At 60.5% G+C, this 20,010-nt stretch carries 21 protein-coding genes; 9 read left to right on the top strand and 12 right to left on the bottom strand.

Translation table 11 applies throughout. The features are described from left to right. Positions 1-30 precede the first annotated feature (30 nt). The 6 genes from I8E17_RS22000 to murA all read right to left on the bottom strand — a co-directional run bounded on the left by I8E17_RS22000 (position 31) and on the right by murA (position 5,898). Positions 31-1,476: an ABC transporter substrate-binding protein gene (locus tag I8E17_RS22000; RefSeq protein WP_229002200.1), complete on the bottom strand. Its 1,446-nt coding sequence runs from the start codon at positions 1,474-1,476 to the stop codon at positions 31-33. A 155-nt stretch (positions 1,477-1,631) separates the two neighbouring features. Further along, positions 1,632-2,555: an N-acetylmuramic acid 6-phosphate etherase gene (gene murQ, locus I8E17_RS21995; RefSeq protein WP_069614567.1), complete on the bottom strand. Its 924-nt coding sequence runs from the start codon at positions 2,553-2,555 to the stop codon at positions 1,632-1,634. Positions 2,556-2,952: 397 nt separating this feature from the next. Then, positions 2,953-3,402, bottom strand: coding sequence for a type II toxin-antitoxin system VapC family toxin (locus tag I8E17_RS21990; protein WP_069614568.1), 450 nt, complete (start codon positions 3,400-3,402; stop codon positions 2,953-2,955). Beyond that, on the bottom strand, positions 3,399-3,650 hold the full coding sequence (locus I8E17_RS21985) for a type II toxin-antitoxin system Phd/YefM family antitoxin (RefSeq protein ID WP_069614569.1): 252 nt from the start codon (positions 3,648-3,650) through the stop codon (positions 3,399-3,401). The genes I8E17_RS21990 and I8E17_RS21985 overlap by 4 nt, the downstream gene beginning before the upstream one ends. A gap of 98 nt (positions 3,651-3,748) precedes the next feature. After that, entirely contained in the window at positions 3,749-4,645 is an 897-nt protein-coding gene (locus I8E17_RS21980; RefSeq protein ID WP_069614570.1) for an N-acetylglucosamine kinase, read from the bottom strand. Continuing rightward, positions 4,642-5,898, bottom strand: coding sequence for a UDP-N-acetylglucosamine 1-carboxyvinyltransferase (gene murA, locus I8E17_RS21975; protein WP_069614571.1), 1,257 nt, complete (start codon positions 5,896-5,898; stop codon positions 4,642-4,644). Before murA ends, I8E17_RS21980 begins: the two co-directional genes overlap by 4 nt. Positions 5,899-6,125: 227 nt before the next feature. Here murA and I8E17_RS21970 point away from each other — a divergent pair, with 227 nt between their 5' ends. From I8E17_RS21970 to I8E17_RS21955, 4 genes are all read left to right on the top strand, one after another. Continuing rightward, positions 6,126-6,986, top strand: coding sequence for a MurR/RpiR family transcriptional regulator (locus I8E17_RS21970; protein ID WP_069614572.1), 861 nt, complete (start codon positions 6,126-6,128; stop codon positions 6,984-6,986). Positions 6,987-7,092: 106 nt separating this feature from the next. Beyond that, the gene (locus tag I8E17_RS21965) at positions 7,093-7,869 is read left to right on the top strand and encodes an SDR family oxidoreductase (protein ID WP_069614573.1); all 777 of its coding nucleotides are present in this window, start codon (positions 7,093-7,095) and stop codon (positions 7,867-7,869) included. A gap of 145 nt (positions 7,870-8,014) precedes the next feature. Beyond that, positions 8,015-8,296 (top strand): type II toxin-antitoxin system VapB family antitoxin, encoded by a 282-nt coding sequence (locus I8E17_RS21960; protein WP_069614574.1) that lies wholly within the window; start codon positions 8,015-8,017, stop codon positions 8,294-8,296. After that, on the top strand, positions 8,283-8,696 hold the full coding sequence (locus I8E17_RS21955) for a type II toxin-antitoxin system VapC family toxin (RefSeq protein WP_069614575.1): 414 nt from the start codon (positions 8,283-8,285) through the stop codon (positions 8,694-8,696). The genes I8E17_RS21960 and I8E17_RS21955 overlap by 14 nt, the downstream gene beginning before the upstream one ends. A gap of 72 nt (positions 8,697-8,768) precedes the next feature. On the opposite strand, the gene nadC is transcribed toward I8E17_RS21955, so the two are convergent. From nadC to I8E17_RS21930, 5 genes are all read right to left on the bottom strand, one after another. Then, a complete protein-coding gene (gene nadC, locus I8E17_RS21950; RefSeq protein WP_069614576.1) occupies positions 8,769-9,626 on the bottom strand; it encodes a carboxylating nicotinate-nucleotide diphosphorylase in 858 nt (285 codons plus the stop codon). Between the two features lies 1 nt (position 9,627). Next, positions 9,628-11,169, bottom strand: coding sequence for an L-aspartate oxidase (locus I8E17_RS21945; protein WP_069614577.1), 1,542 nt, complete (start codon positions 11,167-11,169; stop codon positions 9,628-9,630). After that, positions 11,166-12,137 carry a quinolinate synthase NadA gene (gene nadA, locus I8E17_RS21940; RefSeq protein WP_069614578.1) on the bottom strand — a complete coding sequence of 324 codons (972 nt, stop codon included), beginning with the start codon at positions 12,135-12,137 and terminating at the stop codon, positions 11,166-11,168. Before nadA ends, I8E17_RS21945 begins: the two co-directional genes overlap by 4 nt. Before the next feature lie 70 nt (positions 12,138-12,207). Continuing rightward, a complete protein-coding gene (locus I8E17_RS21935) occupies positions 12,208-13,110 on the bottom strand; it encodes a hypothetical protein (protein WP_069614579.1) in 903 nt (300 codons plus the stop codon). Between the two features lie 109 nt (positions 13,111-13,219). After that, complete coding sequence (locus I8E17_RS21930) at positions 13,220-13,912, bottom strand: GntR family transcriptional regulator (RefSeq protein ID WP_069614580.1); 693 nt, start codon at positions 13,910-13,912, stop codon at positions 13,220-13,222. Positions 13,913-14,043: 131 nt separating this feature from the next. Here I8E17_RS21930 and I8E17_RS21925 point away from each other — a divergent pair, with 131 nt between their 5' ends. The 5 genes from I8E17_RS21925 to I8E17_RS21905 are packed head-to-tail and all read left to right on the top strand — an operon-like array spanning position 14,044 to position 19,319. Next, on the top strand, positions 14,044-15,048 hold the full coding sequence (locus I8E17_RS21925; protein ID WP_069614581.1) for an ABC transporter substrate-binding protein: 1,005 nt from the start codon (positions 14,044-14,046) through the stop codon (positions 15,046-15,048). Positions 15,049-15,100: 52 nt separating this feature from the next. After that, positions 15,101-15,916, top strand: coding sequence for an ABC transporter ATP-binding protein (locus tag I8E17_RS21920; protein ID WP_113366318.1), 816 nt, complete (start codon positions 15,101-15,103; stop codon positions 15,914-15,916). A 3-nt stretch (positions 15,917-15,919) separates the two neighbouring features. Continuing rightward, positions 15,920-16,783, top strand: a complete 864-nt coding sequence (locus tag I8E17_RS21915) for an ABC transporter permease (protein ID WP_069614583.1) — start codon at positions 15,920-15,922, stop codon at positions 16,781-16,783. A gap of 55 nt (positions 16,784-16,838) precedes the next feature. Next, complete coding sequence (gene araD / locus I8E17_RS21910; RefSeq protein WP_069614584.1) at positions 16,839-18,575, top strand: L-arabinonate dehydratase; 1,737 nt, start codon at positions 16,839-16,841, stop codon at positions 18,573-18,575. An 18-nt stretch (positions 18,576-18,593) separates the two neighbouring features. Continuing rightward, positions 18,594-19,319, top strand: coding sequence for a ribonuclease activity regulator RraA (locus I8E17_RS21905; protein WP_069614585.1), 726 nt, complete (start codon positions 18,594-18,596; stop codon positions 19,317-19,319). A gap of 51 nt (positions 19,320-19,370) precedes the next feature. On the opposite strand, the gene I8E17_RS21900 is transcribed toward I8E17_RS21905, so the two are convergent. Further along, positions 19,371-19,988 carry a DUF922 domain-containing protein gene (locus I8E17_RS21900; RefSeq protein ID WP_069614586.1) on the bottom strand — a complete coding sequence of 206 codons (618 nt, stop codon included), beginning with the start codon at positions 19,986-19,988 and terminating at the stop codon, positions 19,371-19,373. Positions 19,989-20,010: the final 22 nt, after the last annotated feature.

The following is a 20,010-nucleotide window of genomic DNA, read 5'->3' as shown; positions in this document are numbered from 1 at the left end:
AAAGGGAAACGTCCTAGCTTCCGATTGTCGTTACTTGATCGAAACCTTGCTTAGACCGAACAGCGAGCCGGTCGGCGTCGGCACGAAGCCTTCCACGTTCTTTTGCTCGGCCGTGTAGCCATAGGCCGTGTAGAGCCAAATCCACGGCGAGACTTCGGCAAGGTGCTTTTCGAATTCGGCGAAAATCTCCTTGCGCTTGGCCGGATCGGTTTCGGCGCGGCCCTTCTGCATCAGGCTGTCCAGCGTATCATCGATATAGTTGGCGACCTTCTGCAGGTTGCCGGTCTTGGTCCAGTAACGGTTATACATTGAATAGGGGTCGGCACTGCCGCCATTAAGTGCCACGGCCATGTCGAAATTGCCCTTCAGCCAGGTGTCGACGTAGACGTTGAGTTCCATCACCTTGATATCGAGCTTGATGCCGATTTCGGCGAGCTGCGACTGAATGACCTGCGCTTCGGCCGTGGCCGTCGGCGGCTCGCCGGTTGCGGCGATCACAGTCGCCGAAAAGCCGTTGGCAAAGCCGGCATCGGCCATCAGCTTCTTCGCCTTGGCAACATCGCGCGTATAGCAGAAGAGCTTGCTGGGATCGGTCGCATAAAGCGGCATCGTCAGCGGCCCGGTCACTTTACCCTCCCCGAGAGCTGCCGTATCCATCACATCCTTGCGGTCGATGGCGCAGGAGATCGCCTGGCGCACGGCCTGCTGATCCATCGGCTTGCGCGAGGGATTGAGCTGCAGAACGTTGTATGAGAGCACCGGCGTGCGGGTGAGCTGCAGCTTCGGCTCCTTCGGCACCAGCGTTGCGACGAGCGGATCGTTCAGAAGCGCGAAATCGATCTGACCGGTGCGCAGGGAAGCAAGGATCGCAGTTTCATCGGGCAGCACGCTGATATTGATGCCATCGACGCCGGTGGCGCCGCCTGCCCAATCCTTATTGGCGCTCAAGACTTCCTTGGCGTTCGGAACCCAGCTGTCGAGCTTGAAGGGCCCGGAACCGATCGCCTTGGTACCGATGGTGCCAGCGGAAATCTCGCTTGCCGGCACGATGGCAGCGTTGAGGCTCGTCATGGCCGTCAGAAGCGGAACGTCGGGCTGCGACAGGTTGAAGACGACGGTTGTGGCATCGGGCGTATCGATACTTGCGATCGACAGGAAGTTCGCGCGGGCGACGGCACCGGTCGCCTGATCGAGAATGCGCTGGAAGGAAGCCTTGACGTCGGCCGACGTGAGGGCTGCGCCGTTCTGGAATTTGGCCTTTGCGTTGAGCTTGAAGGTCAGCTGCTTGCCGTCGGGCGAGAAATGCCAGCTTTCAGCGACACCGGGCACAATCTGCAGATTGCCGTCCAGGCGAACCAGCGGCTCATAGATCAGCTCCAGGAGGCGGATGGAGGAGAAGGCGGTCTGCTTATGCGGATCGAGACCGGTTGCGTCCTGCGACCATGCCATGCGCAACGTCGCTGCCTCCACAGGCATCGCAACCGCCGCCAGACCGATCCCCACGGCCAGCGCCACGCCTGAAATCAGCTTCTTTCCAAAAATCCCTTCCACTTTCAGTCCTCCAAATTTTTTAAATGTCCCCGGCCGATTTTGGCCATTGATTGCCGTCGTGATTAGTCGCGACAGGTGTTTCAAGCAGTCCTGGCATTTATGGCCTTGCGCAGGAATCCATCAGCGTTTTGCAATGCCGTGCGGGCTTCTTCAATGCCCATCCCTGTAATTTCCATGAGAATGGCAAGCTTGACGTCATTGCCGGTCAGATCGAGCACGCGGCGCGCTTCCTGCTGCGTACAGCCGGTCGCCTGCATGACGATGCGCGAGGCGCGTGCCACCAGCTTCTTGTTGCTGGCGCTGACGTCGACCATCAGGTTCTGATAGCTCTTGCCGATGCGGATCATGCTCGCCGTCGTCAGCATGTTGAGAATGAGCTTCTGGGCCGTGCCGGATTTCAGACGGGTCGAGCCAGTCAGGATTTCCGGACCGACAACAGGCGAGATCGCCAGATCAGCGATGCCCGCGATGATGGAATTGGGATTGCAGGATAATGCGACCGTGAAAGCGCCAATGCTCTTGGCATAGTTCAGGCCGCCGATCACATATGGTGTGCGGCCGCTGACGGCGATGCCGACGACCACATCATCCTTGGTGAGTTTGATCTCTTCCAGCGCCTGACGCCCCTGTACTGGATCGTCCTCCGCGCCTTCGATCGAACGGCGCAGCGCATCCGGGCCGCCCGCAATCAACCCGATGACCATATCCGGCGGCACGCTGAAGGTCGGCGGGCATTCGGAGGCATCGAGAACGCCGAGACGGCCGCTGGTGCCGGCCCCCATATAGATCAGCCGTGCGCCCTTGTGGAAGGCGGCGACGATCTGATTGACCGCGGCGGCGATCGCCGGGATCACCTTCTCGACGGCGAGAGGCACCGTCTGATCCTCATAATTGATTTCGCGCAGGATATCGAAAGTCGGCAAGAGATCGATATGCATCGTATTCGGATTGCGCCCTTCGGAAACCAATTGTTCCAGTTCGGATATCAATGTCTGTTCTGTCATGGGCCTGCTCGCGAAATAACGCTTCGATATCAATAGCTCGCAGTGGCAAGTTCGATCACTTTAATATCGAACACACCGCAGCAAGGGTCGGCTTTCAGTCAGACGGCCGATCAAATTTCAGCCTGGGCTCGGACGGCCTTTTTCGGCTTCGCTTCCTGCCCACTCCCTGTTTACCTTGGTTAACACTATGTCCGATTATTCCTTTCGTCAATCGACAAAGGAATAAAATATTCCACTTTTGCCACGCAAATTCACCCCCCGCGATTATGCGAGGCAGCACACAGCGGCATGTGTAATTAGCCGACTGCGTCAGCTAGCGCTGCGGCTCCAGATCGGTCAGCTTAATCGTAGACGTCGCCGTCATCGCGCTGGTTGCTATTCATTATGGAGATAGCGATCATTCCGATCTGAAAACCATCGGAAGATCAGCCGATACGTCGAGCGGCTGGAAGTGCCGCAAGTTCTCGGTGATGACGGTCAGGTCATAAGCCCGCGCCGTCGCTGCAATGATAATGTCGCCGAGGCCAGGATTGTGACCCTTGCTCAGGGCGTCGTCTTCCAGAGCACCGGCGATCCGCGCAACCACCGTATCCATGGGTAGGATACGATCACTGAAACTGTCCGTGATAAAATCGAGCCAGTCAGAGAGACGCTTGGCTCGCTCAGTCCCGCCACGGCGATGAAGAGAGCGTATTCCCTTTTCGATCTCCGATACAGACATGGCCGACAGAAAGAGCGCATCGGCTTCGCCCTGACTGTGGAACCAGATCCGGATGGCATCGGAGGGCGGCACCTTATCCGGTGCAAACCTGCTGATAATATTCGTATCGAGCAGGTACCCTGTCACAGATCAACGTCCCTCATTTTTGACGAGTTTCGATCCAGATCGACACCACCGGGAAAGGTGAGCAGGAAATCCCCAAAATTCGGCTTTGGCTTTTCCAAAGCCTTCTTTGCGGCCTCTGCCGCTTCGACCGACACAAGTACGGCAGCGGCCTTCCCGTGGCGCGTAATGGTGACAAAATCACCGTTGGCGGCTTCATCGACCAGCTTGGCAAAGCCTGCCTTTGCTTCTGCTACGCTAATTGTTGACATCACGGCCCTCAATCGAAAATGACCATATATAGTCAAAATAGGACCTGCCGTCAATGGAATCAAGGGGAAAGAGAAAGGCGTTTATTGTATACCCGCAATCATTCACTACGACCGCAAACAGCTCGTCTTGCCAAAATGATCGCGCCGGATACCGCGTCACCATCGCTGGGCTTCAATCGGCGGCGTACATCGGGCGAGAGCCAGGGTTCGAGCGGGCTTGCGAGACCGCCGAGCAGGCAGACGCGCGGTGCACCTTTTTCGAACAGGGTGCGAACCAGCGTATCGATATGGCCGGCCGCGCTTTGCACGATCCGCCGCGCGGCAGCATCGCCCTGATCGGCATGTCGCAGGACCATCGGTGCAAGGGCCGCATAGTCCGTCGCCGATGCCCGGTCCATCCAGGCGACGGCCTCCATGGGATTATTCTGGAAGCGCTGCATGATTTCGGCCAGCAGCGCCGTCTTCTGTTCGCGACCGTCATGCGCACGCAGCGCAAGCTGCACGGCCTTCAGCCCGAGATAGGCACCGCTGCCTTCATCCGAGATCGGAAAACCATAGCCGCCGACCCGCAATTGCCGTCCTTCGACGAGGCCGAGACCGATCGAGCCCGTGCCGGCAATGACAATGGCACCATCGCGACCGGAATGCGCGCCAAGGCAGGCGCCCTCGCCGTCGCTGATGAAATCGATACTGGCAAAGGGATGTTCTATCGCCTTCAGGGCATCAAGTGCGCCCTTGCGGCCGATGCCCGCCAGCCCGACGCCGACGTGGATGCGCCCAAGATCGGAGGCACTCAGCCCCGCCTCCTCGATAGCGGCATTGAAGGCACGCGAAATCGATGCCCACGCTTCGTCAATCCCTAACCGGGTCGTTGCCGGCCCGGACAATCCCTGTCCTAAAACCGTGCCTTCCGCATCCTCAATACGCGCCCGGCAGCCGGTACCGCCGCCATCGATGCCGAGGAAATAGGGAGCCTCTTCCGATGCGGTAGTCATGACGTCAGCCGTTCGATATCGGCACCGCAGAGACGCAATTTGCGATCAAGCTGCTCATAGCCGCGATCAAGATGATAGACGCGATTGACGATGGTTTCACCCTTGGACACCAGGGCGGCCAAGACGAGGGACACGGAGGCTCGGAGATCCGTCGCCATCACCTGCGCACCCTTGAGCGGAGCTCCACCACGCACCAAAGCAGTCGTGCCCTGCAGGGTGATGTTGGCGCCAAGGCGCGTCAGCTCCGGTACATGCATGAAGCGGTTTTCGAATACCGTCTCGCGGATCAGCGTCGCACCTTCGGCACAGCAGGCGAGAGCCATGAATTGTGCCTGCAGGTCCGTCGGAAAGCCGGGATAGGGTTCCGTGGTGATATCGGCCCCCTTTAATGGGCCATCCCTGGAGACGACCAGACCGCGATCGCTCGGCCAGACGCTGACACCCATGGCTTCGAGTGCCTGGACGACCGAGGCCAGATTTTCCAGCCTGGCATGAATGAGCTCGAGCTGGCCGCCGGTGATCGCCGCCGCCACGGCATAGGTGCCGGCCTCTATACGGTCGGGGATGCCGTGATGCCTGGCGGGCCGCCAATCGGTGTCACCATCGATGAGGATGCGATGGGTCCCCGCCCCTTCGATCCGCGCACCCATGGCGCAAAGACAGGCCGCGAGATCAGCCACCTCCGGCTCACGGGCAGCATTCAGGATCTCGGTTTCGCCCTTGGCCGCGCAGGCAGCCATCATGGCCGTCTCCGTTGCACCGACCGATGGCGAGCTCAGCACGATCCGCGCGCCCTTCAGCCCATTCGGTGCCGAGGCGACGATCAGGCCGCTTTCGATCGCGATATCGGCGCCCAAAGTCGCCAGTGCCTTGATATGCATATCGACAGGCCGGGCGCCGATGGCGCAGCCACCGGGAAGCGAAACGCGCGCATGGCCGAAGCGGGCAAGCAGCGGCGCCAGCACAAGAACGGTCGCCCGCATGCGCCTGACCGTATCGTATGAGGTCTCTTTCGAGACGATCTCGCTCGCATCGATCGTTGTGCCGTGCGGCCCGCGTGTGATCTTGGCGCCGTGCAGCGCAATAACGCCGAGCATATTCTCGACGTCGCTGACAGCGGGCAGGTTCGTTAGTTCGAGCGGATATGCGCTCAAAAGCGCTGCGGCGATCTGCGGCAGCGCGGCATTCTTGGCGCCGGCGATGGTCACCGCACCCTGCAACCTTTTGCCGCCGGAGATGCGAAGTCTGTCCATGATGAAAATCCGTCGAGGAAAAGGCAAGGACCCCACGAGTCCTTCACGCGTTTCCCCCAAAGACTAATCGGCCATTCCAGAGTGTCAACCAGATTTGGAATTTTTTATTCCAATCCGCTGTGATAACGTCCGATCGCACGAAGCGAGATTGCCGAGCTTGAACCGGATGCTATTTTTGGTGCGCTCGTGCGGGTGGGCAAAGCGGCCTTGACGGCTCGAAGGGACAAATGTCGATCTTAAAGAAAATCAGCGCGCAGCTCGAAACCATGGCCCCCGCCGATCGTCAGATCGGCCAGTTCATCATTGACAATCCCGACCAGATGCTGCGCCTTTCTTCCGCAGCACTTGCTGTTGAAACGGGCCGCAGCCAGTCGAGCGTCGTGAAATTCAGCCAGAAGCTCGGCTATGCCGGCTATCAAGAGCTGAAGCTCGCCGTCAGCGAGGCCAAGGCGCAGGAATGGCAGGCGCCGGCCGGCATGATCCACGGCACGATCGAAGTGGGCGACGGCTATCTCACGATCCTGCAGAAGCTGCTCGGCAGCAAGATGCAGGCCATGCAGCAGACTATTTCCGTCAACAACGAAGCCGATATCGAAAAGGCGCTCGAGGCGCTTCATGATGCCCGGCGCATCCATCTGGCAGGTGTCGGCGCCTCGTCGCTGGTCGCGCGCGACTTTTCCTACAAGCTGATGAAGCTCGGCCGCAATGTGCTGCATGACAGCGACAGCCATGTGCAGATGGCCAATGCATCGACGCTTGGGCCTGACGACCTGCTCTTCGCGCTGTCCTATTCCGGCGCCAGTATCGAGACGCTGCGGATTGCGGAGCTGGCAAGCCAGCGCCGGGCGACCGTCATTGCCGTCACCGGGCTGCAAGACAACCCGCTTGCCCGCGTCGCCGATATCTGCCTGCACACCGTCGGTGACGAGGATCGCGTCCGCTCCTCGGCCATCACCGCGCGCGACGCGCAGCTGATGCTGACCGACCTGCTGTTCATTCTGCTGATGCAGCGTCAGCCTGACGCCAACGACTACGTCCATAATAGCGAGACGGCCGTTTCCGTGCTGAAGGCGAAGCGTCTTTCGTAAGATTGCGACCCGGTAAGGTAACCAAGCTGTGACGACCGCGACCCTGTACGGTGGTGATTTCGGGACGTAGCTTGGCGATCCAAGCAAATCATTCCGGAGACATTCCATGGACCTCGGCCTTAAGGATAAAGTCGTTCTGATCACGGGCGGCTCCAAGGGCATCGGCTTCGCCTGTGCTGAACTCTTCCTGCAGGAGGGCGCAAGAGTTGCGATCTGCTCACGCTCACAGTCGAATATCGATGCCGCGCTTTCCCGTCTTCCTGGTGCGCGCGGCTATACCGCCGACCTGATCTCCGACGAGCAGGCACTTGCGGTGGTGAACAAGGTCGAGTCCGACATCGGCCCGATCGATATCCTCGTCAACAGCGCGGGCGCTGCGGCGCGCACACCGGCGGATGAGTTGACGCCCGCCATCTGGCGTGCCGCGATGGATGCGAAATACTTTGCCTACATCAATGTGATCGATCCCGTTATCAAGCGCATGGGCGCGCGCGGCACGGGTGCCGTCATCAATATCATCGGCAATGGCGGCAAGATCGCCTCGCCCGTCCACTTGGCGGGCGGTTCCGCCAATGCCGCCCTGATGCTTGCAAGCGTCGGACTTGCCAACGCCTATGCGGGTAAAGGTGTGCGTGTCGTCGGCCTCAATCCCGGCCTCACCGAGACGGATCGCGTTGCCGAGGGCCTCAAAGCAGCCGCGAAGGCTTCCGGCTCGACCGAGAAGGAAGCGCTAGCCGATGCGCTGAAGCGTATTCCGATCGGCCGCATGGCAGACCCCGCCGACATTGCCAATGTCGTTGCTTTCCTGAGCTCTGCCAAAGCGAGCTATGTGACGGGCGTCGTGATCAGCATGGACGGCGCGCAGGTGCCGGTCGTGGTGTGAAAACTGAGCAGAGACTTGGCCGCATCAGAATCAAGGAGTTGATTTGGCTTATGTGTTGACCGGCCTAACTTGATCGGGACCCTTTTTCATCGAAGAAGCAATATAGACGTGCTATCTAGATCACTCATCTAGAAAGATTGCGGCCATGGCATTGAGCATCAAGACCGAAGAAGCGGATCGGCTGGCGCGGGAATTATCCCGCCTGACCGGCGAAACCATGACCGACGCCATTACCCAGGCCATGCGCGAGCGGCTTGAACGGCTGCGTGCCGAGCAGGAGGCGCAGGGCGACTATATTGCCCGCATGAAAGATTTCGTTCGCGGCCGCGCCAGTCGCTACGACCGCCGGCCCGTCACGAAACAGGAATGGGATGAAGCAGTCGGCGACACAGCTGAAGACCTCGATTTCCCCGATGATGATCGTTGATGCGTCTGCCATCATTGCGATCATGTTCGAGGAGGCGGAAGCTCCAGACTGCATGATGGCCCTTCAGAGGGACGCTCAGCGTCTCATATCGGCTGTGAATTACCTCGAGGCCGGAACAGTCATGGCGGGCAGAATCAAAGAGGGAGACCGGCATGAAGCGATTGCCGATCTGGATGAGTTTTTAACCGAATTCCGCATCGAGATTGCCTCGATAGACGAAAATCTCGCGCGAGCCGCGATGAAGGCCCGTGTGGAATACGGCAAGGGTTTCGGCACGCGAGGCGGCCTGAATTTCGGTGATTGCTTCGCCTATGCTCTTGCCAAACGACATTCAGCCCCTCTGCTCTACGTCGGAGATGATTTTGCGTTGATCGACGTGCGATCCGCATTGACGAAGTAAATGACCGACTGAAAGCTGGAGGGCCGGCAACCTCGCGTTGCCGGCCCTCCAAAATGCGGAACTCGCCCTACCTCAGGCTTGTGTCTTCCAGTCCAGCCCGATATCGAGGGTCGGCGCACTGTGAGTCAGCCAGCCGACGGAGATGAGATCGACGCCGGTGGCGGCGATTGCGGAAGCCGTCGCCGGCGTGATGAGGCCCGAGGCTTCGGTGATCGCCCGGCCGCCGACGATATCCACCGCCTCGCGCAGCTGATCCGGCGTCATGTTGTCGAGCAACACGGCGTCGACGCCCTCCTGCATCGCTTCGCGAAGCTGCTCCAGCGTATCCACTTCGACCTCGATTTTGACCATATGACCGACGCCCGCCTTAGCGCGGCGAATGGCTTCAGTGATGCCTCCGGCAATGGCGACGTGATTGTCCTTGATCAATACCGCGTCATAGAGCGCGAAGCGATGGTTCATGCCGCCGCCGGCGCGCACGGCGTATTTTTCCAGCGCCCGAAGGCCCGGCGTCGTCTTGCGCGTGCAGACGATCGACGCCTTCGTGCCGGCGATCGCCTCGACGATGCTGCCGGTCACGGAGGCAATACCCGAGAGATGGCCGAGGAAGTTGAGCGCGGTGCGTTCCGCCGTCAGCAGGCCGCGGGATGGCCCTTCGATCGTCGCGATGACCTCGCCTGCTTCCACCTTCCTACCGTCGGGCACGTGCCGGGTCATGACGATTGTGGGATCGACCAGCTGGAAGGCCAGCTCGGAGGCATCCAGGCCTGCCACAACGCCCGCCTGGCGCGTTACCATAGCGACACGAGACCGATGCTCCGCCGGGATAACGGCCGTAGATGTGACGTCGCCGGCGAGGCCAAGATCTTCGACCAATGCATTACGCACCAGCGGCTCGACGATCAGGCGTGGGAGGGGAGCAAGCGTCATGTCAGGCACTCCTTGCCATGGAATAGGGAACGACGGACCGGGCGATATCAAGGGCGTCGTTGAGATACATCGTGCGGCGCTGCGCGTGCTGCAGTTTCAGCGGAAAATCCGTGCGGGCATGGGCGCCGCGCGATTCTGTCCTGAGATTTGCGAAAACAGCGATCAGCAGGGCCACCAGCGCGGGGTCTGTCGCCGGACCTTCGCTCTCGCAAAGCGGCAGGAGTGCTGCGATGGCGCCATGAACGGCGCCCGCATTGCGCAGCACGCCGAGGTGCCGCGATACGATCGGCCGGACGAACGTCAGGTCTGGCGCAAATGTCTCGGGACGTTGCTTCTGCAATCTTGCGGGGCATGCATCCGTGCCGGCGATATCGCGCGCCGCCCGCATGCCCATAACCGCGGCCTCCAGCAGGGAATTGCTGGCAAGGCGGTTGGCGCCGTGCAGACCGGTAGAAGCCGCCTCGCCCACCACCCATAGGCCGGGAACCGAACTGCGGCCGTTCTCGTCGGTCGCAACGCCGCCCATGTGGTAGTGAACGGCCGGACGCACCGGGATGAGATCGCTCGCCGGATCAACACCTGCCTCGTGGCAAAGTGCCTCGATAACTGGAAAGCGCGCGGCAAAATGATTGCCGAGCGCGCCTCGCGCATCGAGGAAGACTCGGCCGCCGCGGGCGATTTCCGCGCTGATCGCGCGTGCGACCACATCGCGCGGCGCAAGCTCGGCACCTTCGACACCGGCCATGAAGCGCTCGCCACTCTCATTGACGAGAAGCGCGCCTTCGCCCCGAACCGCTTCGCTGACAAGCGCCAGCGGACGCCTGCGACTATCGAGCGCCGTTGGATGGAATTGCACGAACTCCATATCGGCAAGCCGTGCCCCGGCCCGTGCCGCAAGCGCAATCCCCTGCCCGAAATTGCCGACCGGATTGGTCGTGGCATCGAAGAGGCCGCCGATGCCGCCCGTGGCAAGGACGATACGAGAGGACGGCAAGGCGACGTTACCCTTGCTGGTCAGACACAAAAGGCCGGCGACGCGATCCTCGTCCAGCAGCAGCCTCTGCGCCTGATAGCCCTCAAGCACCGTAATCGACGGCGTGCGGGCGACCGCCTCGGCAAGCGCACGGACGATGGCGGCCCCCGACCCATCGCCCTTGGAATGCACGATACGCCGAAGCGAATGTGCAGCTTCGAGACCGAGGGACAATTCACCGGCATCGTTGCGGTCGAACTCGACGCCAAAGCGCTCCAGCGCCGCGATGGCCGCAGGAGCTTCGGCAACGATCCTTGCCGCCACTTTCGCGTCGCAGAGCCCGTCGCCGGCGGCAAGCGTGTCGGCGAGATGCAGGGCCGCGCTGTCGCCCTCGCCTATGCTGGCGGCGATGCCACCTTGCGCCCAGGCGCTTGAGGTCTCCGCGCCTATCAAGGCGCGGGTAATAATCACGGTTGGTTCGGGAGCCAGCGTCAGCGCCGTCATCAATCCGGCGAGGCCGCTGCCGACGATAACGATGCGGCCGCTCAAGTCTTCACGAATCTCGCTCATATCGCCAGCATCCTTTCAACCGCCCGACGGGCGTCTGCGGCGATTGCCGGGTCGACCGTCACCTCATGCCGTCCCTCTTCCAGGGCCTTGCGAATATTGCCAAGCGTGATGCGCTTCATGTGCGGGCAAAGATTGCAGGGCCGGATGAATTCGACATCCGGATGATGCACGGCGACATTGTCGCTCATCGAACATTCGGTGAGCAGCACCACACGCGACGGGCGTTTCTTGCCGACATAGTCGGACATGACGGCAGTCGAGCCGGCGAAATCGGCTGCTTCGACGACATCGGGCGGGCATTCCGGATGGGCCAGTACGGTCACGCCGGGATAATTCTCGCGAAGCTGGCGGATATCGTCCGCTGTGAAGAGTTCGTGAACCTCGCAATGCCCATGCCAGGCGATGAGCTCGACATTGGTTTCGCGCGCCACGTTACGCGCCAGATATTCGTCCGGCAGCATCAGCACCTTCGGCACGCCGAGCGATTCCACTACTTGCCTGGCATTGCCCGAAGTGCAGCAGATATCGGAAGCAGCCTTCACGGCTGCCGACGTATTGACGTAGGTTACGACCGGAACGCCGGGGTGGGCCTGACGCAGCAGCGCGATATCTTCCGGCGTGATCGATTCCGCGAGGGAGCAACCGGCCTCCATGTCGGGGATCAGAACCGTCTTTTCCGGGTTCAACAACTTCGCGGTCTCGGCCATAAAGTGCACGCCGGCAAGGACAATGATGTCGGCGTCCACCTCGACCGCCTTACGGGCAAGCGCGAGACTGTCTCCGACGATATCAGCCACTCCATGGAAGATTTCCGGGGTCTGATAATTGTGCGCGAGAATGACGGCATTGTGCCGTCGCTTCAGTTCCAGGATCGCCTCGACATCCTCCTGGAACATCAGCCATTCAGCTTTGGGAATGACGCGACTAACCCGCTCGTAGAGGGAGGATGCGGATATGGGAAGATTCATGGCCGGCTCCTAAATTATACTCATTTTGAGCATATCATGCACAAATAGATATTCTCGAAATGAGTATATGTCAATTGCGGGAGAGCGGTAATTTGGTTCCGGCAAATTCGCGTTCATCAAGGATGGCGCGGCGGAAGCGGAAGAGCTTTGCGGGACGGCCGCCGGTTTCGCTTTCCGTACCGCCGGTCTCCTCGACCAGCTCCTGCTGCTCGATCAGCCGGCGGAAATTCTGCTTGTGCAGCGTCAGGCCGGCCAGCGCCTCAACCGTCTTCTGCAATTGCAGCAGCGTAAAATTCTCGGGCATGAGTTCGAAGACGACAGGTCGATATTTGATCTTGGCCCTGAGCCGCGCCATGCCCGTCGCAAGGATGCGGCGATGATCGGCAAACATCGGCCGACCGAAATTGTGCCTGAGATCGCAGCCCGCCTCGGCGACGAGACGCGCCTCATAGAGCAGTTCATAACGCTGCAGGACAAGATCCTCGTTCCACGCCGCACCATTCAGCCCGAAGTCGAAGTCGGCCCGCCGACGGCGCTGGCTGCTGCGCGTTGAGTCCTCCTCGATCCAGGATGTAAGCCGAGCGATGATATCGTCGAGGATCGGCGGCCGGCCATCTCGATGATCCTCCCAGGGAAGATATTCGTACCAGCCGTGCCAGCCCGGCATCCCGCCGCCAGGGGCTGCCTGTTCGCGCACGAGCCCGAGATAGCTGATCGAAATCGTGCGGCCGCCGAGAATTTCGTTGTTTCGGTCGCGGTCGGCAAAGGTATAAAGCTGCTCCAGATAGCCAACGGGATGGGCCGTCTGCTCCTGAACCCATTCACGCAACCCGCTTTGCAGCGTGCGATGACCAAGCTCGAACGGACCGGATGGCAAGGCATCGCCCGACCGAACAGTCATCACCCTTGGATCGCCGCCCGTGACGGCCGTCAAAACCGCGATCAACTCGGCATGCGCAAGCCCGATGGTCAAGCAAACTCCATGAATTGTTTCCCTGCGACTTTGTCGCATGAAGCGAGGCATAAGCCAATCCGCGGGTCGGCGCGCTCCACACCTCACATCGGTCCGAAAAGCCGATAGGCTAACGGCTCACATAATCCGGATATTGCTCGCAAATGAGATCGACAATCGACAAGGTGCCTGACAGATGCCGGCGCAAAGCGGCGACGGCGGCCTCCGCATCGGCCGAGCTGATAGCATCGACCACGGCTTGATGATCGACAATGATCTGCTCGAGCTTGCCCGGCATGGGCAGGTTGAGCATGCGCAGCCGGTCGAGATGCACGCTTTGGCGCCGAACCGTGGACCAGAGGCCGAGAATGCCGGCCCGCTCGTAGAGAACGCGATGGAAATCCTTGTCGAGCATGTCGAAGAGATCATAGGTTTCCTGTGACGCCACATGTTTCTGGCGAGCCAGGATGCCTTCGAGGATTGCTGCGGTTTCCGCAGGCGAATCCGCAGCCAGCCTGCGGACAGCCTCCAGTTCGATCGACAATCGCAGAAAATGCGCCTCCGTCGCGTTGCGGATATCGATCCTCGCAACGACAGTCGCATATTGCGGATAGACCTCCACAAGCCCCTCCTCCTCAAGCCGGATCAGGGCATCGCGCACAGGAGTCTGGCTGACATTGAATTCGCTTTGCAGCGAGATGCGCGACAAGACCGTCGTTGGCGGCAGGCTCATCGAAAGAATGCGCGATCGCAGGATCTCGAGAATCTGAGGCGCGACCTGGCGGGAGCGATCGAGGGCAAATTCTTTCGGATTGAGCTTCACTGGCGGCCTTTCTGGGCAAGAGCGTCTACTCATTAAACACAATTCAGGGCTTGATGCACTGATACATTAGTGCTTTAGTGAGCCGGCGCCAACCTCATTTCTCAAAGGTTGGATAAATCGGGGAGGAGCAAATGAGAGGATTTCTTCGCTGTCTGACTGCGGTCGGCATGGTGATTGCGGGCAGCTTTTCAGCCGGAGCAGCCGAAAAGACGGATCTTTCGATCACGCGCCAGCCCGGCATTCTCTATCTCGCCAGCCATGTGATGGAGACGCAGAAGCTGATCGAGAAGCATGCGGCCGCAGACGGCCTACAGGGCGTCAAGGTGGAATGGCGGACCTTCAGCGGAGGCGGCGCGCAGACCGACGCGCTGCTGTCCGGCAATGTCGACATCGTCAACACCGGCACCGGCAATCTCCTGCTGCTTTGGGACCGCACCCGAGGCAAGGTCAAGGGCATCGTTACCAATTCGGCCCAGCCGGTCATCATGGTTTCGCGCGACCCGCGTATCCAGTCGTTGAAGGATATTCAGGCCGGCGACAAGATCGCGGTACCCACGGTCGGCGTCTCCACGCAGGCAATTCTGCTGCAGATGGCCGCCGCGCAAATGTATGGCGACGACCAGGTGCACAAGTTCGACGCCAATACGGTGCAGCTCGGTCACCCCGACGCGATGGCAGCGCTCGCCAACCAGACCCATGAGGTCAAGAACCACTTCTCCGCCCCACCCTTCCAATATCTGGAATTGAAGCAGCCGGGCGTTCACAAGGTCATCGATTCCCGCGACATTATCGGCGGCGAGCTGACCCAGGGCACATTCTTCACGACGACGCAGTTTGCAAGCGCCAACCCGACGATCATCAAGGCGGTGCGCGAGGCGACGGCTGAAGCGATCGACTTCATCAAGAAGGATCCGAAATCGGCGGTGGAAGCCTACAAGACCGTCAGCGGCGACAAGACCAGCGTCGAGGACCTGATGGCGATCCTGAACGAGCCGCACATGATGGAGTTCCGCATGGATCCGCAGGGAACGATGAAGTTCGCGGCGCACCTCCACAAAATCGGTACGCTGAAGACCATGCCCAAGGCCTGGACCGACTATTACCTGCCGGAAGCCGCCGATCTCAATGGCAACTGATGCCTACGGGCGGCGCGAATGCCGCTTTCAAGCCAGCTCACGGAGAAGGCCCATGCTTCAGGCAAAAACGCGTACTGACATGCCGATGACGGAAACAATGACCGCGACACCGCTTCTGAATGTCGACAGGGTGACGCTTCGCTACAAGACGCCGAACCTGCTGATCACCGCGACGGAAAATGTCAGCTTCTCCGTCGCCAAGTCCGATCGCTTCGTCCTCCTCGGCCCCTCGGGCTGTGGAAAATCAACGCTGCTGAAGGCGATCGGCGGCTATATGACACCGACGGCGGGCCGGATTGAAATCAAGGGGCAACCGGTCAAGAAACCAGGCGCCGACCGCATGATGGTCTTTCAGGAATTCGACCAGTTGCTCCCCTGGAAGACAGTGTTGGAAAACGTCATGTTCCCATTGACGACAGCCCGCCGCCTGCCGCGTAGCGAAGCTGAGGCGATCGCCCGCGATTATATCGACAAGGTCAAGCTCACACGCGCGGTCGATACCTATCCGCACATGCTGTCCGGCGGCATGAAACAGCGTGTCGCGATTGCCCGCGGCATGGCGATGCAGCCCGATATCCTGCTGATGGACGAGCCTTTCGCCGCGCTCGATGCCCTCACCCGTCGGCAGATGCAGGACGAGCTTCTGCAGCTCTGGGAGGATACGCGCTTTACCGTCATCTTCGTCACCCATTCGATCGCCGAGGCGATCAAGATCTCCAACCGCATCCTGCTGCTGTCGCCGCATCCCGGTCGGGTCAAGGCCGAGGTGCGCGATGTGGAGGCCGTCCGCGACGACCCCACAGCCGCCGCAAAACTGGAGCAGGAAATTCATCACATGCTGTTTGCCGAACAGGGGCACAGGGAGTAATCCATGAGCGTACCGCAGATTATCCTTGCGCCGCAGTCACCGGAAACGGCCGGCCATATCGCAGCCGTCGAACAAAAGCTCGGCACGATCGAGCTCCTCTGGCAGTCGGGTCTTTTCCGCAAGTCATTGCTGATCGTTGTCCTCGCCGTCATATGGGAGGCCTATGCCCGGCATCTAGACAATCCGCTGCTGTTTCCGACGCTGAGCGACACGCTGACCGCGCTTTACGACCGGTTTGCCGACGGTGTGCTGCCGGCCCGCATCTGGACCACGCTGAAGATACTGGTGACAGGCTACGTCTCGGGAACGGTGCTCGCCGCCGTCCTGACGGTCGTTGCGATCAACACCCGCATCGGCACCGATTTCCTGGAAACCATGACGGCGATGTTCAATCCGCTGCCGGCCATCTCGCTCTTGCCGCTCGCGCTCATCTGGTTCGGCCTCGGTCCAGCAAGCCTCGTCTTCGTGCTTATCCACTCCGTCCTATGGGCTGTCGCGCTCAACACGCATGCCGGTTTTCTCGGGGTCTCGCGCACTCTGCGCATGGTCGGTGCCAATTACGGACTGACGGGGCTATCCTATGTCTTCCGCATCCTGATCCCCGCCGCCTTTCCGTCGATCCTGACCGGCCTGAAAATCGGCTGGGCCTTTTCCTGGCGCACGCTGATCGCCGCCGAACTCGTCTTCGGCGTCTCCTCCGGCCAGGGCGGCCTCGGCTGGTTCATCTTCGAAAACCGCAATCTTCTCGACATCCCCGCGGTCTTTGCCGGCCTGCTGACTGTGATCGTCATCGGGCTTATTGTCGAAAACCTGGTCTTCCAGACCATCGAGCGGCGCACCCTGCTAAAATGGGGCATGAAGGAATGATGCAGCGCACGGATTTATCCCTTCGACCAACATTCGAATACAAGGCGTCAATACAATGAACAGCAGGAAGAAGCCCCAAGACTTGCGCAGCGCCAGATGGTTTGCGCCTGATGATCTCAGAAGCTCGGGGCATCGCTCGCGCACCATGCAGATGGGCTATGCGCCCGAAGAATGGACCGATAAGCCCGTCATCGCCATCCTCAACACCTGGTCCGATGCCAATCCGTGCCATGCCCATTTCAAGCATCGCGTCGAGGATGTGAAGCGCGGCATACTGCAGGCCGGCGGTTTTCCGCTGGAGTTGCCGGCGCTGTCGCTGTCGGAAAGTTATGTGAAGCCGACGACCATGCTCTATCGCAACATGCTGGCGATGGAAGCGGAAGAGCTTTTGCGCTCGCACCCAGTCGACGGCGCCGTGCTGATGGGCGGCTGCGACAAGACCACGCCCGGCCTCGTCATGGGCGCGCTCTCCATGGGATTGCCGATGATCTACCTCCCGGCCGGCCCGATGCTGCGCGGCAATTATCGCGGCGAGTATCTAGGATCCGGATCCGACGCCTGGAAATTCTGGGACGAGCGCCGCGCCGGCACCATCTCGGAGAAGGAATGGGTCGATGTCGAGGCCGGTATTGCCCGCTCCTACGGTCACTGCATGACCATGGGCACGGCGAGCACGATGACGGCAATCGCCGAAGCACTGGGCCTGACCCTGCCCGGCGCCAGCTCGATCCCCGCACCAGACGCCAACCATATCCGCATGTCATCAGCTGTCGGTCGACGTATCGTCGAGATGGTTTGGGAAGATCTGATCCCCTCAAAGATCGTCACGCAGGCCGCCGTCAACAATGCCGTGGCGGTGGCGATGGCGACAGGCTGTTCCACCAATGCTGTCGTGCATCTGATCGCGATGGCACGCCGCGCCGGCGTCAATCTCTCGCTCGACGATCTTGACAAAGCCGGGCGGAAGACGCCGGTGCTTGCCAATATCAGGCCCACCGGCAAGACCTATCTGATGGAGGATTTCTATTATGCCGGCGGCCTGCGCGCGCTGATGGCGAAGCTCTCCCCGAAGCTCGACCTTTCGGCGCTGACAGTCTCCGGCGTCACCCTCGGCGAAACGCTGGAGGGGGCGAAATGCTACAATGATGACGTGATCCGCTCGCTCGACAATCCTGTCTATCATGAGGGGTCGCTTGCGGTGCTGAAGGGCAACCTTGCACCGACCGGCGCCGTCATCAAGCCGGCCGCCTGCGATCCGCGCTTTCACAAGCATCAGGGTCCGGCACTCGTCTTCGACAGCTATCCGGAGATGAAGGCGGCCGTCGACAACGAGGATCTGGACATCACGCCCGATCACGTCATGGTGCTGCGCGGTGCCGGCCCGCAAGGCGGTCCCGGCATGCCCGAATGGGGCATGCTGCCGATCCCGAAGGCGCTTCTGAAGAAAGGGCACAGGGATATGCTCCGCCTCTCCGATGCCCGCATGAGTGGCACGAGCTACGGCGCCTGCATTCTGCACGTCTCGCCGGAATCGCATGTCGGTGGACCGCTGGCCCTTTTGCGCAACGGCGATATCGTCCGCCTCGATCTCGAGGCGCGGCGCATCGACATGCTTGTCGACGAGGACGAGCTGCAGCGCCGTCGCGACGCCTGGGTCAAGCCGGCGGAAAAATTCGGCCGCGGCTATGGCTGGATGTTCTCGCGCCATGTCGCTCAGGCCGATACCGGCTGTGATTTCGATTTCCTGGAAACAAGTTTTGGCCCGACGCCGGGCGAACCCGATATCTATTGATCACGAAGGATATATCGCATGAGCAGTTATGTGCTGAGCAACGAGACACGCGACAAGCTGATGGGCGTCGCAACACCGACAATCGCCACCGCGCTTTTCCGGCGCGGCCTGCGCAACCAGTTCATTCAGGATGTGCGGCCGCTTTCGCCGAAGAAGGCGAACATGGTCGGCCAGGCCTTTACGCTGCGCTATATTCCGGCGCGCGAGGACCTGAACACGCTCGAAGTCTTCCGCAACCCCGAGCATCCGCAACGGGCTGCGGTCGAGCAATGCCCGCCCGGTTTTGTGCTGATCATGGATAGCCGAAAGGATGCGCGTGCCGCTTCGGCCGGTTCCATCCTGGTCTCGCGGCTGCAGGTGCGTGGCGTGGCCGGCGTCGTCACCGATGGCGGCTTCCGCGACAGCCCGGAAATCGCCGCCCTCGATATTCCCTCCTATCACCACCGCCCGTCCGCTCCAACGAACCTGACGCTGCATCAGGCGATCGAAATCAATGGCCCGATCGGCTGCGGCGATGTCGCGGTTTTCCCCGGCGACGTTCTCGTCGGCGACAATGAGGGCGTCATTGTCATTCCGGCGCATCTCGCTGACGAAATCGCCGATGAAACCGTCGAAATGACGGCCTATGAGGATTTCGTCACGGAAGAAGTGATGAACGGCGCGACCATCATCGGCCTCTACCCGGCAACCAGCGACGCGCCAAAACTCAAATTCGCCGAATGGCGGAAGCGGAAGGGTCGATAAGACCACATAGGTCACGCAGCCGGCGGATACGTCCGGCTGCGGTGCTCTTAATTACTCTTCCTTGACCAGCTTCAGAACGAGCTGCTGGAGATTGCCGCCATCGCTGAATTCGACCCTATCGAAATCGCTGTTGCGCTGCCGTTCCCTGTTGGAAATCTCACCAAGCCGCTTCGTCAGTTCCACGCGGATTTTGCTGCATTTCGGATCGTCGGGCACGGAAAAGCCGACGCTCATGGCTTCGATCTCCTTGACCATGTCCTTGATGAAGCCGCCATGCACGCGCTCGTGGGCTTCGACCCCGGCAATGAATTTCTGCCAGCTTTTGCGGGTCGAAACAGGCAGTTTCGCCGAGGGTTTCGGCAAGGTGTAGGTGATGGTCAGCTTCGGGATGTTGACCGTGATCTTGCAGGCGCCGTCCGGCTGCAGCTCATATTTCCGCGTCCAGGTCAGCTTGAAATCGGTATGCGCAATCGCCCTGACCTTCGGTCCGAGCAATGGACCGCGCTCGCCGATGGAATCGTAGAGCTCGCGCCCCGATGTTCCGGTAATCGCATATGTCTTGGTCGTCTCCACCGCCTGCCACTCGGCATGGGCGGCCATCGGCAAAGAGGCAATGCATGTCACCGCTACCAGTAATCGAATGTCTGCTTTCACGAACGTCCCCTGCATGCCCCACTCAAGCGCGGCAAAG

Origin of the sequence: Rhizobium sp. AB2/73 (genome assembly GCF_020871915.1) — a bacterium.
Lineage (GTDB): Bacteria > Pseudomonadota > Alphaproteobacteria > Rhizobiales > Rhizobiaceae > Rhizobium > Rhizobium dioscoreae.
This window is presented reverse-complemented; position numbering and strand designations above follow the sequence as displayed.